The organism is Salinicola sp. (assembly GCF_982684285.1).
Window position 1 is genome coordinate 1 of record NZ_CEXLVS010000118.1, and the last position, 12,323, is coordinate 12,323.

Sequence of the window (12,323 nt, forward strand, 5' to 3'; positions counted from 1 at the left end):
CTGTCTCGGCGGCAGCGGATGCGTACTTTACGGACCCGAACCGGACTTGGCAAGCCCCTGAGTCGAAAAAACTGAATCGATGATGAACAACGGCAATGGCTCGATAGGGACCAATGGCGATGGCAGCCGATTGCCCCCGGCGCCTCATACTGTTCTGTTGTCAGATGCCCGCTTTTGACGCCCACCATCCCGACTGGCAAACCTTTGAAAGCTGCCAGAACATTGGTAAAACCAATTGGTGGAACCGCCATCAGGAGCATCGCCACGTGACCTACCCTCCCGTCAGGCAGCCCCGCCTTGCCGATGTCATTACCGAACGTCTCGAGACGATGATCCTCGAGGGTAGCCTCAAGCCGGGCCACCGCCTGCCAGCCGAAAGGCAGCTGGCCGAACGCTTCGGCGTGTCACGCCCCTCGCTACGCGAAGCCATTCAAAAGCTGGCCGCTCGAGGAGTGCTGACCAGCCGACAGGGGGGAGGCACCTATGTCAGCGAGCGTCTCGCGGCCAGTTACGGCGACCCCATGCTGGAGATGCTGTCGCGCCACGACGAGTTTCACCTGGATGTGCTGGAGTTTCGCGATGCGATGGAGGGAATCACGGCCTATCACGCGGCGATGCGGGCGACCCCGGCCGACAAGGAGATGCTGCAGCAGCGTTTCGAGGCACTGGACAGGAGTTACCGGGATCCCGTCCAGCAAGGCGACCCGCTACGCGAGGCCAAGGCCGATGCCGCCTTTCATCTCGCCATTGCCGAGGCCGCGCACAATGTCCTGATGCTGCACACCATCCGCGGCCTTTTCCATTTGCTGGAGAAGAGCATCGTCGGCAATCTGGCACATCTGTTCGAGCGCCCCAACGCCCGCCAGCGGTTGATGGCGCAGCACCGCGCGCTGCTCGAGGCGATTCAGGAAGGGAGAGCCGAGGAGGCTCGAATACTGGCTCACGAGCATCTCGACTACGTCAAGACGGGGTTGATGGACATGCAACGCGCCGAATCGAGGGCCCGACGCGCGGAGAGACGCTCGCAGTTGCTGAGCGACCGCTTCGAGCCCTGATCGCTTCCGCTTCCGGGTCACTCTCCGCTCAGATGCTGATCCTTCAGCTTGACGTAATTTCTCGCGGAGTAACTGAAAAACTCCCGTTCGGCGGCCTTGAGCTCGCGCAGCGGCTTGGCGGGGTTGCCAGCGTAGACATGGCCGCTCGCCAGTACCTTACCGGGCGGCACCATGGCGCCAGCGGCAACGATCACTTCGTCTTCGATTACGGTCCCGTCGAGCACCACCGCGCCCATTCCGATCAGAACCCGATCCCCGACCCGGCAGCCGTGCAGCGTGGCCTGATGGCCGATCGTGACATCCTCCCCGATCACCAAGGGATGGCCGCCGGGGTTGTAGTCGCTGGCATGGGTGCAGTGCAGCACGCAACCGTCCTGCACGCTGGTCCGCGCGCCGATGCGAATGCGGTGGACATCGCCACGGATGACCGCCATCGGCCACACCGAGCAGTCGTCGCCCAGCGCCACGTCACCCAGCACGACGCTGGTGTCGTCGATGAACACCCGCTGACCGAGGCTGGGTGTCACGCCCTGAAATGTTCGAATTGCCATTGAGTCCCACTCCTATCGCTATCCAGAATCCGCTTCACCATCCAGGCATGGCCTAGATGAGACTGGTCGCCAGCACCACGACCGTCAGCGGGATCGAGACGTAACGCACCAGCCATCGCCACAGCCGGAAGCCACCGGCACCGACGCCCAGCGCCGCCGTGGCCGCTTCCTTCGACATCATCCAGACCGCGAAGATGGCGATCAGCAGACCACCGACCGGCAGGAAGATATCGGGCGGAACGGTCGACACCAGCGTGAAGAAGTTCATCTCGCCGACCCAGTGCACGTCTGCCAGGGTGGAGAACGAGAGCACCGACAGCAGACCCACCAGCCACACCAGCGACCCGATCAGGATAGCAGCCCGGCTGCGCCGCCACCCGGAACCGACCAGCATAGACACCATCGGCTCGGCGAGATTGATCGACGACGTCCAGGTCGCCACCAGCAGGAGCAGAAAGAAGGCGCCCAGCCAGACCTGCCCTCCCGGCAATTCGCTGAAGGCGATCGGCAGCGTGACGAACATCAGCCCCGGCCCTTCGCTGGGATCGAGACCATGGGTGAAGACCACGGAGAAGATGGCGATACCGGAGAGCAGCGCCACCGTGATATCGAGCAGTGCCACGGCAAAGACGGCTTTGGGCAGACTCTGCTCCTCGGGCATGTAGGCACCGTAGGCCATCAGGGCGCAAGCGCCCACCGCCAGGGTAAAGAAGGCGTGCCCCATGGCATTGAGCACGACACTCCAGGTGATGGCGGCGACGTTCGGAGTGAACAGCCAGTGCATGGCGGCCCCGAAACCCGGCGTGGTCACGGCATAGCCGCCGAGAACGATCAGGATGGCGTACAGCAGCGGCATCATCACGTTGTTGAGCTTCTCGATGCCGTTGGCGATGCCGGCCGCCACCACCGACATGGTCAGCAGCATGAACAGGGTATGGTTGAAGGTCATGCGCAGCGGATCGGCCAGGAAGACATCGAAGCTAGCGCCGATCTGCGGGGGAGAAAGACCGACGAAGTTGCCATTCACGGCACTGATCAGGTACTCGATCGACCAGCCGGAGACCACCGAGTAGAACGACAGGATGAAGAAGACGGTGATCGCGCCGAAAAGCCCCAGCCATTTCCAGTGACGACCGACATCGGCCTCGTCGGCCAGGAACGCCAGCGCCTGCATCGGGCTGCGCCGACCGGCGCGGCCGATCATGATCTCGGCCATCATCATCGGCAACCCCAGCAGCAATACGAAGACGATGTAGAGCAGCAGGAACGCCGAACCGCCGTTCTCACCCGTCATGTAGGGAAAGCGCCAAATGTTGCCAAGTCCCACGGCGGCGCCGGTGACCGCCAGGATAAAGGCACGGCGGGACTGCCAGCGCTCCAGAGTTTCACTCATCATTCGGGACCTTTATCGAACGGGTTGCGGTCGCGGGCGGTCTGCAGCGGGGCAGACAGGGCTGGCGCGAAAACGCGAAGAGCCTATCAGCACCGGGGCGGCTCGCCAATCCGGCCCGGGCCGGCGCCCCAAATGGGCGCTGCCAACTGGGGCCCCCGGATTGAAAGCGGCTTCGGCTTCCCCCATATAGAATGGCACCGATTCCATCGTCCGAGGTGACCATGTCGAATAACCCGCTGCTCGAGCAGCATAGTCTGCCGCCGTTCGAGGCGATCCGTCCCGAACACGTCGTACCGGCCATCGAAAAGATCATTGCCGACAACCGGCAGGCCACCGAGGCCCTGGCCCGGCAGCAGGACGTGAGCTGGCAGACCCTCGCCGCGCCGCTGGAAGCGCTCAACGACCGCCTCTCCCAGGCGTGGTCGCCGGTGTCCCACCTCAACTCGACGATGAACAGCGACGCCCTGCGCGACGCCTATCAGCAGTGCCTGGCCATGCTTTCCGAGTACGGCACCTGGGTCGGCCAGCACACCGCGCTTTTCAAGGCCTTCGAGCGGCTGCGCCAGGGCGACGAGTTCGCGACACTCGATACCGCGCAGCGCAAGGCGATCGACAACACGCTTCGCAACTTTCGTCTCGCCGGCGTCGACCTCCCGGACGACGCCAAGAAACGCTACGGCGAGATCCAGGCTCGCCTGTCGGAACTCGGCAACACCTTCTCCAACCAGCTGCTGGATGCGACCCAATCCTGGCACCTCGATCTCGCCGACGCCGATCGCCTGGGCGGCCTGCCGCAGAGCGCCCTGGAGACATTGAAGGCCAATGCCGAAGCCAAAGGCGTTTCCGGCTACCGCATTACCCTGGACGTGCCCAGCTTTCTGCCGGTCATGACCTTCGCCGAAGATCGCGAGCTGCGCCGGGAGGTATATACCGCCTACGTCACCCGCGCCTCCGACCAGGGCCCCAAGGCCGGCGAGAACGATAACGCGCCGGTGATCGAGGAAACGCTGTCACTGCGTCAGGAGTTGGCCCGCCTGCTCGGTTTCGACACCTACGCCGACTACTCGCTGGCCACCAAGATGGCCGAAACCCCCGAACAGGTGCTGGGCTTCCTCGACGACCTCGCCAAACGCGCACACCCGCAGGCGCAGCGCGAATTCAACGAGCTCGAAGCCTTCGCCAAGGAGAGCCTCGGGCTCGACGCCCTGAAGCCCTGGGATACCGGCTTCGCCAGCGAGAAACTGCGTCAGGCCCGCTACGATATTTCTCAAGAGCAGCTGCGCCCCTATTTCCCCGCGCCGCGTGCCATCGAGGGCCTCTTTCGCGTCACGAACAAGCTCTACGGCATCCGCATGGCGGAGAATCCGGAAGCGCCACGCTACCACCCGGACGTGAAGTACTTCGACGTGCTCGATGGCGATCGCCCCATCGCCGGCTTCTATCTGGACCTGTACGCCCGGGAGGGCAAGCGTGGCGGCGCCTGGATGGATGTCTGCCGCACGCGTCTCCAGCGCGAGAATGGCGAACTGCAGCTGCCGGTGGCCTATCTCACCTGCAACTTCACGCCGCCGGTGGCGGGCAAGCCGGCGCTGTTGACCCACGACGAAGTGCTGACACTGTTCCACGAGTTCGGCCACGGCCTGCATCACATGCTGACGCGGCAGACGGTCGCCGATGTTTCCGGAATCAGCGGCGTCGCCTGGGACGCCGTGGAGCTACCGAGCCAGTTCATGGAGAACTTCTGCTGGGAGCGCGAGGGTCTCGATCTGATCGCCGGCCACGTCGATACCGGTGAAAAATTGCCGGATGAGCTGCTGAACAAGCTGCAGGCGGCGCGCAATTTCCAGTCGGCCATGCAGATGATGCGCCAGCTCGAATTCTCGCTGTTCGATTTCCGCTTGCATCACGAGTGCCGCAAGCCCAGTGCCGCCGATGTCCAGGCGCTGCTCGACGACGTGAGAGCCAAGGTGTCGGTGGTACCGGCCGTCGACTTCAACCGCTTCCAGAACGGATTCGCACACATCTTCGCTGGGGGCTACGCCGCCGGTTACTACAGCTACAAATGGGCCGAAGTGCTCTCGGCGGACGCTTACAGCGCCTTCGAGGAAGCCGGCATCTTCGATCCCGAGACTGGCCGCCGCTTCCGCGAGGCGATTCTCGAACAGGGCGGTTCGCGGGAAGCCGCAGAACTGTTCAAGGCGTTCCGCGGTCGCGAGCCGAGCATAGACCCGTTGCTACGCCATGCCGGTATCGAACCGCGAGACGCCGCCTGACCTGCGGCCATCCAGCGACTCGAGAGGACGCCTGCGAGCGTCCTCTCCTCCATTTCGAGGTAACGCATGACCCAGACACCGAAACGCTTCATCGCCGGCGCGATCTGCCCGCGCTGCTCGGCCATGGACCGCATCCGCTCCTGGGAGCAGAACGGGATTCGCTACCGGGACTGCGTGAGCTGCGATTTCTTCGAGCAGTTGCCGATCGAGGACGAGACGATCCAGGAGGTTCCCACCCGGGTGAACCAGCCCCGGGAGCGCCAGCGCCCGGCCAGCGACGAGATCACCCCGGTACGGATTCTCGACCCACGCAAACCGCACTGATTCCGCCGACCGCCCCGTCAATCGGCGACAATGCGTCGGCACGGGGATCGAGCGAGCGCGTTTAGAGCAGCGTTTCGCCGACATCGAATATCAGCTGCATCGCTATCTCGTCGCGATGTGATGGGTGGGCGTGCCGTGCCGGAGCGGGCAGAGGGGCTCAATGCCACAGCGCCACCCCCTGCATCACCAGCTGCCGCAGCACCGAGAAGGATGGCAGCCAGCGCAGCAGGTGCATCGATATCAGCGCCAGCATCAGCGCACTGCCCGGTGACTGCCAACTGAAGAGCTTGAGGGCCGTGCCGAACGAGCGCTTGAAGCGCGCCCCGGTGAGATCGACGCTATACAGCTCGTCCAGCATCAGATGGATGACGAAACCCAGCGTCATCGCCAAGCCGTGGATCCAGGCCAGTCGTTCAGGCTGGTCCAGCAGGGAGAAACTGATCGCTGCCGTCGACAGCCCGCTGATCGACGCCGCCAGCAGCGAATGCCACAACCCGCGATGAACCGTGAAGCGCGCGAAGATCGCACCGGCCAGGTAGCGTACGCCGAGATAGATACCGCCGCAGGCGGCAAACAGGTAGGCCGGCGTGACTCGATGCTGCAGGACCAGCACCGCCAGCACCACCGCAACCACGGCCAGGAGATTGAAGATCAGGCGGATGGCCTGGGACTGATCGGCATCGATATCCGGGAGAATACCGCCGAACGCCACCAGTATCGCCACCACCAGCGACTGCCATCCGCCCCACTGCCCCGCCTGCCATCCGGCCTGAGCGACCGCGGCTCCGCCGACACTCGCCACGCCGAGATGCGTTCGAAAATTGGCCATCGGCCCGGGCGCCCCACAACTGGATAAATGAACAGATTATGGCGCGCGAGCCAACCAGAAAACAATAGTTTGAGAGCAACCGTCGCAGGGCGGAGCGCCTGCGCAACGAAACAGGACGGCTCCACCTGTGGCGGAGCCGTCGGAATGCGCGCCGTTCAAGGCGCGCTAGCTGTCATCGACGACCCCGCAGGCAACCCGGCTTCCGCCGCCACCCAACTTGGGCTCGTCGCTGTAGTTGTCGCCGCCCTCGTGGATCATCAGCGAGTGACCGCCGAGATCGGCTTCGGTGAGTCGAGGCGCCAGCACTGGCGTCGTCGCCTTGCCGTCATCCCCGACCGTGAGTGCCGGCAGGTCGCCGAGATGCCCCTTGTCGCTGTAGGGTCCCTGGTGTGTGCCGGTATCGTCGGGGTCGAAGTGGCCACCGGCGGCGCCGCCAGGCGTGACCTCGCCATCGGTCTCGCTGGTCTCGCAACTGGCATTGGCGTGCAGATGGAAACCGTGGAGCCCGGCGTTCAGGCCCGACAGATCGGGCGTCAGCAGCAGACCGTACTCGGTGTCCTTGGCGACCACCGTACCGACGCTATCGCCGACACCGTCCGCGGAAACCGAGTGCATCTCCACCGTGGTGTCCGCCTGCGCCCATCCCGACAGGGCCAGCGCAACCCCCGCGGTCAGTCCGATCAATCCGTTGCGTTGCATGGCGCTCTCCTCTCCGTGAGTGAATCTTTCGGCCGGATGCCGACCGATAACGCACCCTTCAACGTAGACAAGGTCCTCGGGCGACGCGAATCAATCGACCCGGAGATAATGCCAGCTTGCGGCCGGCGCTCAGCTCAGGTTGTCGAGCACCCGAAGCGTGGGCGCGGACTGGTTGAGCGTATAGAAATGCAGCCCCGGAGCACCGCCATCCAGCAGACGCCGGCACAGATTCGAGACGACCTCGGTGCCGAATGCCTGAATGCTGTCGCTATCGTCGCCGTAGGCTTCGAGCTGCTTGCGGATCCAGCGCGGGATATCGGCCCCGCAGGCGTCGGAAAAGCGCGCCAGCTTGGTGTAGTTGGTGATCGGCATGATGCCGGGCACGATCGGGATGTCGATACCCATGGCCCGAACGCGCTCGACGAAGTGGAAGTAGGCTTCGGCAGTAAAGAAATACTGGGTGATGGCGATGTTCGCTCCCGCCCTGGCCTTGCGGGCGAAGTTTTCCAGGTCCCGTTCGAAGCTCGGCGCCTGCGGATGCGCTTCGGGATAGGCGGCCACCGCGATCTCGAAATGATCGCCGGTCTCGTCGCGAACGAACTCGACCAGTTCGTTGGCATAACGCAGCTCCCCGCCCCCGCCCATGCCCGATGGCAGATCACCGCGCAGGGCCACCAGACTATCGACGCCATCTTCACGATAGGCGTGCAGCAGATCACGCAGCGCCGCCTTGTCGCTACCGACGCAGGAGAGGTGCGGCGCCGTGGTGACTCCACTGCGCCGGACCGTCCTGACGGTGTCGAACGTGCGGGCCTGGGTGGAGCCACCGGCGCCATAGGTCACGGAGAAGAACCGCGGTTTGCGGGCGGCCAGCGCATCGCGGACGCCACCGAGCTTTTCGCGCCCCGCGTCGGTGTTGGGGGGGAAGAATTCGAAACTGAATCCCAGCGGAGGCTGCGTGCTCATGACATTGCTCTCTTCGATGCGGGCCAGCGTGATCGCGCGCTGGTCAGGGTCTCGCTCTCGAGCCTTGGTGTCCCGGAAACGACGACCGGCGATGGATTGACGACAGTATGATGGCGATTCTGCCTGCCCCGGGCGGTCACGGCCAATGAAACTTTCCCCCATTACCCTGAGCGAGATTCATCGCAAGGCGACATCACGAGCGACGGGTTTACGGGTGCACGATCATTCCCTGGTTGCACTCACCACCGGTCAGGCAGTCCCGCGTCTCGACCTGCAATGTTGCGTGCTGGATCCCGAAGCGGGACTGCAGCATGGCGTAAGCCCGCTCGATGACCCCGTCGTGAAAGGCGGGAGACTCGATCACCAGGTGCGCGCTGAGCAGCGGGTCCTGGGGCGTCAGGCCCCAGACGTGAATGTCGTGCAGACTCTTGACCCCCTCGACGTCGAGCAGCGCCTGCCGAATCTGGCCGACGTCGACCCCTTCGGGCGTACCCTCGAGCAGCGTGTGCGTCGAGCGACCCAGAATCTTCCACGCGGCGCGCAGAATCAACGCCGCGGCCAGCATCGAAAGCAGCGGGTCGATCGGTGTCCAGCCGGTGAGCATGATCACCACGGAGGCCACGATCGCCGCCACCGACCCCAACAGGTCGCCGATCACATGCAGCAAGGCACCGCGCAGGTTGAGATTTTCCCGGTCGCCACCGTGAAGGATCCTGAAGACCACGATGTTCACCAGCAGGCCCAGTACGGCCACCACCATCATCGGGCCTGCCAGGACATCGACCGGCTGCGTGAATCGCTGGATCGCGGCGACCAAGATCCATGCCGCGATCGCCAGCAGCGTCAGCCCGTTGACGAAGGCGGCCAGCACCTGAAAGCGCTGATAACCGAAAGTGCGGAACCTGTCCGGCGCCTTGTCGCCCATGTAGAAGGCGAACAGTGCCAGACCCAGCGAGAAGCTGTCGCTGAACATGTGGCCGGCATCGGCCAGCAACGCGAGCGAGCCGGAGATCCAGCCACCGGCCACCTCCGCCAGCATGAAGCCGGCGGTCAGGATCATCGCCAGCCTGACGCGCCTGGCACTATCCGTGGTCACGGCTGGCGCATGATCGTGAGCGTGACAGTGGCCGTGAGAATCCCCCTGTCCGGCGTGATCATGAGGATCGTGATGCGAGTGGTCGTGCGAAGCCATGTGACCGGTCCTGACAGGAATGTCCCTGAATTCTAGCCCACGACCCCGACGCTATTGTATTACACGCCGCCGGCGCGACGAGCGGCGTTGACCCTGCGATACCCCTGGGCCAACGGAGTTCGATCGACTACGTTGAGATCACGACCGCGACGGATCCAGAGCGTGCCGGTGCCGAACCGACAGTCCGGCCCCGGGCATCGCGCCCCCATCATCGAGGAGGAAACCATGAGCGAGCAGACCTTTTTGACCGATATCAAGACGATTCGCGAGCGTGCCCGTCAGCACATCGAGGATGGTGCCGTCACCGAGGGTTACAGTGCCGACCGCGAGACCGTCATCAAGATTCTCAACGAGGCACTGGCAACCGAGATCGTCTGCGTGCTGCGCTACAAGCGCCACTACTACATGGCCGACGGACTCAGCGCGAGCATTGCCAAGGACGAGTTCCTGGAACATGCCCAGGAAGAGCAGCAGCACGCCGATCAACTCGCCGAACGCATCACCCAGCTGGGCGGCGCTCCCAATTTCTCGCCGGAGGGTCTACTGAGCCGCTCGCACTCGGAGTATGCCGAGGGCGAGACGCTCGAGGAGATGATCAAGGAAGATCTCATTGCCGAGCGGATCGCGATCGACAGCTACCGCGAGATCATCACCTACCTTGGTGACAAGGACCCGACCTCGCGCCGGGTGATGGAAGAGATCCTGGCCCAGGAGGAGGAGCATGCCGACGACATGGCGGCGCTGCTCGAGGGGGTCAGGACCCGCAACTGACATCGCCATCGGGCCATTTCGCCACGACGAACTGGCCCGCGCCTCCGGCGCTTCAGTCATCATGCCGCGAACGCTGGCGCCAGAGATCCCAGGCGATCCCGGAGGCTATGCCCGCACCGATTCCCCAGCCCCATTCCGCGGTGGACATCCAGACCACCAGCCCTACCAAGATACCGATCAGCGAACCCTGCATGATGTCTCCATCGATGGCGACGTTGTCGTGAGCTCATTGTCGTCGCGACCTGCACGGAATCACAATCCCGTCGACGAGTACTCGACGCGCAGGGGCGACGACGGGGAGGAAAGATGCCAGCGTGGCGGCCAAGCAGGAGGACAGGAGGACACGGGGCGAATGCACGCTGTCGTCGACGCCGAGATGGCCTGTCGACAGGTCGGAAGAGAGAACCCACTCCCACGTTCCTTCGCGGTGAGAGCCACTTGGCTAAGTGGGCAGTCTCAGAGTGGACTTACATTGCCGATGCGCCAACGTTTTTCTCGTGATGTGATGATCGTTTTTGCTAATGACAAAACTTAAGTGTTCTTAATCATGCATTTATAAGTAACTGACTATTCAACAAAACACGTAAATTTTTGCAACGCCGTGGAAAATGACGCTTTCGAACCCCCGGCATACGGCAAAGCATTCGAACCAGGCGATCGCCGCAACCCAACGCCCTCCTCCCCGGGTGAAGGACGACGGCGGAAAGATGGCGGAAGAGAGTGGGAGTCGAACCCACCAGGGACTGCTGGCAGCCCCTACAGGAGTTGAAGTCCTGGCGCCCCACCGGGGAACGATTCTCTTCCTGAGAGAGCGTTGACGAGATGCTCTCGCTCGCCGGCTCTGGCCCACTCCGGGCGCTCGACCGAAGGGCCGAGCCCCGTCACTCGAACAGCATATCTTCCCGGATCACCTTGTGACCATCCCCGACGCGCCGCGTGAATCCGACCCGGTCGAAAAACTCGAGAATCGCCACCGCCAGTTTCCGACCACAGCCGACCCGATCGCGAAATGCCGCCGCCGTCGCTCCGACCGAAGAGTCGCCGTCGAGTCGACGAATCAACCTGGCCAGTTCGGCCACATGGGGCGCCAGAAAGAAGTGATCGTGGCGCAACTGGTAAACGCAGCCGAGTAGCGCGCAGCTTCTCAGCAGGCTCCGCACCTCGCTCTCGGGCCAACCAAACTGCTGCGCAATGTCGCGCACTCGCGGCGGATCGAAGGGTGATGCCTGCAACAGGGGCTGCACACGCTCCCAGCGCTGGGCCTGGTCGGGCGACAGCGAGGCCTCGTGGGAAGCCAGCGCCACGAACGGACCGTGCTGTACGATCTCGCCGCCCACCTTCCAGCGCTCCAGTAGAGGCCGAAACAGACCGGCCGACAGCCGAGGCGCCACCATGCGGCGCAAGCGGTCGACGTCGACACCGCGCATGACGGGCTCCTGTTCATGCGTCAGCGCCAGGCATTCCAGCGCCCTGCCATAAAGCCGCTGCTGCATCGGCGCGGGAAGCGCATGACTCTCGCCCTGATGGGTGATGACCTCCCAGCCGCCAAGCGTGGCATCACTTTCGAGTTCGCTCGTCTCCCTGTCGAGATTGGCAGCCAGCGCCACGAGATCCACGCTCTCCTCGTCCAGCGTCGGGGCTTGCCACAGCACCCGCGGGTCCTGAGCGCCGCGACCGTCCGGCAGGAACGCCTGGAGTCGACGCAGCCAGGCGAGGCGCGCCGGCTTCCTGGCGCCTCTTCTGGGAGGATCGACATCAAGCACGCGGGCCCCGCCCAACGTGTGACTGGCCCCGTGGTCGCGAATCACGACTCGATCATCGTGTGCCGCCTGCAACGGCGAGTCCAGCACCAGTTGCGCGAGCATCGATGCCCCGGGCGCCAAAACCTCCGCTTCCAGTAACGAGATGCGCCCGGTGACATGGGCGCTGCCATGATGGAGGTGAACGGGCGCCCAGTGCTCGAGCGGCGGTGACTCCGGCAGCGAACGCAGAACGACATCGAGCCGGTGCTGATCGCCGAGCCGGGAAGCCTCGGCCACGACCCAATCGCCCCGCGCCAGACGCCCAATCTCGATATCGGCGCCGCTGAGATTGATGGCACAGCGCTCGCCCCGGCTCGCGGCTTCCGCATCGCGATCCTGACACCGCAATCCGCGCACGCGTGCCCCCAGGCCGGTCGGTAACAGTCGGACGCTGTCACCCAGCGATACCCGGCCGCTGCGCACCGTTCCCGTGACCCTGGCGCGTGACAAATCCTCCTCGCTTCGCCC

13 protein-coding genes and 1 tRNA gene are annotated in these 12,323 nt (G+C 64.1%); 4 read left to right on the plus strand and 10 right to left on the minus strand.

What is annotated here, in order from left to right; translation table 11 throughout:
• The coding region (locus AC3AYF_RS11685) for a hypothetical protein (protein WP_487779757.1) at positions 1 to 266 on the minus strand (266 nt) is incomplete at its 3' end.
• Here AC3AYF_RS11685 and AC3AYF_RS11690 point away from each other — a divergent pair.
• On the plus strand, positions 267 to 1,055 hold the full coding sequence (locus AC3AYF_RS11690) for a GntR family transcriptional regulator (protein WP_295039399.1): 789 nt from the start codon (positions 267 to 269) through the stop codon (positions 1,053 to 1,055).
• A 17-nt stretch (positions 1,056 to 1,072) separates the two neighbouring features.
• Here AC3AYF_RS11690 and AC3AYF_RS11695 read toward each other — a convergent pair whose 3' ends face one another.
• Both AC3AYF_RS11695 and AC3AYF_RS11700 read right to left on the minus strand, forming a co-directional pair.
• Positions 1,073 to 1,606, minus strand: coding sequence for a gamma carbonic anhydrase family protein (locus AC3AYF_RS11695; RefSeq protein WP_295039397.1), 534 nt, complete (start codon positions 1,604 to 1,606; stop codon positions 1,073 to 1,075).
• A 52-nt stretch (positions 1,607 to 1,658) separates the two neighbouring features.
• The gene (locus AC3AYF_RS11700; RefSeq protein ID WP_487779758.1) at positions 1,659 to 2,999 is read right to left on the minus strand and encodes a sodium-dependent transporter; all 1,341 of its coding nucleotides are present in this window, start codon (positions 2,997 to 2,999) and stop codon (positions 1,659 to 1,661) included.
• A 221-nt stretch (positions 3,000 to 3,220) separates the two neighbouring features.
• On the opposite strand from AC3AYF_RS11700, the gene prlC reads away from it, so the two are divergent.
• Positions 3,221 to 5,272: an oligopeptidase A gene (gene prlC / locus AC3AYF_RS11705; RefSeq protein ID WP_295039393.1), complete on the plus strand. Its 2,052-nt coding sequence runs from the start codon at positions 3,221 to 3,223 to the stop codon at positions 5,270 to 5,272.
• Between the two features lie 66 nt (positions 5,273 to 5,338).
• On the plus strand, positions 5,339 to 5,596 hold the full coding sequence (locus AC3AYF_RS11710; protein WP_149437532.1) for a YheV family putative zinc ribbon protein: 258 nt from the start codon (positions 5,339 to 5,341) through the stop codon (positions 5,594 to 5,596).
• A 157-nt stretch (positions 5,597 to 5,753) separates the two neighbouring features.
• Here AC3AYF_RS11710 and AC3AYF_RS11715 read toward each other — a convergent pair whose 3' ends face one another.
• The 4 genes from AC3AYF_RS11715 to AC3AYF_RS11730 form a co-directional block, all read right to left on the minus strand.
• A complete protein-coding gene (locus tag AC3AYF_RS11715; protein WP_295039389.1) occupies positions 5,754 to 6,425 on the minus strand; it encodes a metal-dependent hydrolase in 672 nt (223 codons plus the stop codon).
• 165 nt (positions 6,426 to 6,590) lie between these two features.
• Positions 6,591 to 7,124 (minus strand): superoxide dismutase [Cu-Zn] SodC, encoded by a 534-nt coding sequence (sodC, locus tag AC3AYF_RS11720; protein ID WP_298839254.1) that lies wholly within the window; start codon positions 7,122 to 7,124, stop codon positions 6,591 to 6,593.
• Between the two features lie 129 nt (positions 7,125 to 7,253).
• Positions 7,254 to 8,090, minus strand: coding sequence for a methylenetetrahydrofolate reductase [NAD(P)H] (metF, locus tag AC3AYF_RS11725; protein ID WP_295039385.1), 837 nt, complete (start codon positions 8,088 to 8,090; stop codon positions 7,254 to 7,256).
• Positions 8,091 to 8,298: 208 nt separating this feature from the next.
• Positions 8,299 to 9,282, minus strand: coding sequence for a cation diffusion facilitator family transporter (locus AC3AYF_RS11730; protein WP_295039383.1), 984 nt, complete (start codon positions 9,280 to 9,282; stop codon positions 8,299 to 8,301).
• A 225-nt stretch (positions 9,283 to 9,507) separates the two neighbouring features.
• Between AC3AYF_RS11730 and AC3AYF_RS11735 the strand changes: the two genes are divergently transcribed.
• Positions 9,508 to 10,053, plus strand: a complete 546-nt coding sequence (locus AC3AYF_RS11735; RefSeq protein ID WP_295039380.1) for a ferritin-like domain-containing protein — start codon at positions 9,508 to 9,510, stop codon at positions 10,051 to 10,053.
• Positions 10,054 to 10,105: 52 nt separating this feature from the next.
• On the opposite strand, the gene AC3AYF_RS11740 is transcribed toward AC3AYF_RS11735, so the two are convergent.
• The 3 genes from AC3AYF_RS11740 to AC3AYF_RS11750 all read right to left on the minus strand — a co-directional run.
• Positions 10,106 to 10,246 carry a hypothetical protein gene (locus tag AC3AYF_RS11740; RefSeq protein WP_295039378.1) on the minus strand — a complete coding sequence of 47 codons (141 nt, stop codon included), beginning with the start codon at positions 10,244 to 10,246 and terminating at the stop codon, positions 10,106 to 10,108.
• Between the two features lie 515 nt (positions 10,247 to 10,761).
• Positions 10,762 to 10,857 (minus strand) — tRNA-Sec (locus tag AC3AYF_RS11745).
• Between the two features lie 77 nt (positions 10,858 to 10,934).
• A partial coding sequence (locus AC3AYF_RS11750; RefSeq protein ID WP_487779759.1) for a SelB domain-containing protein occupies positions 10,935 to 12,323 on the minus strand: 1,389 nt, incomplete at its 5' end.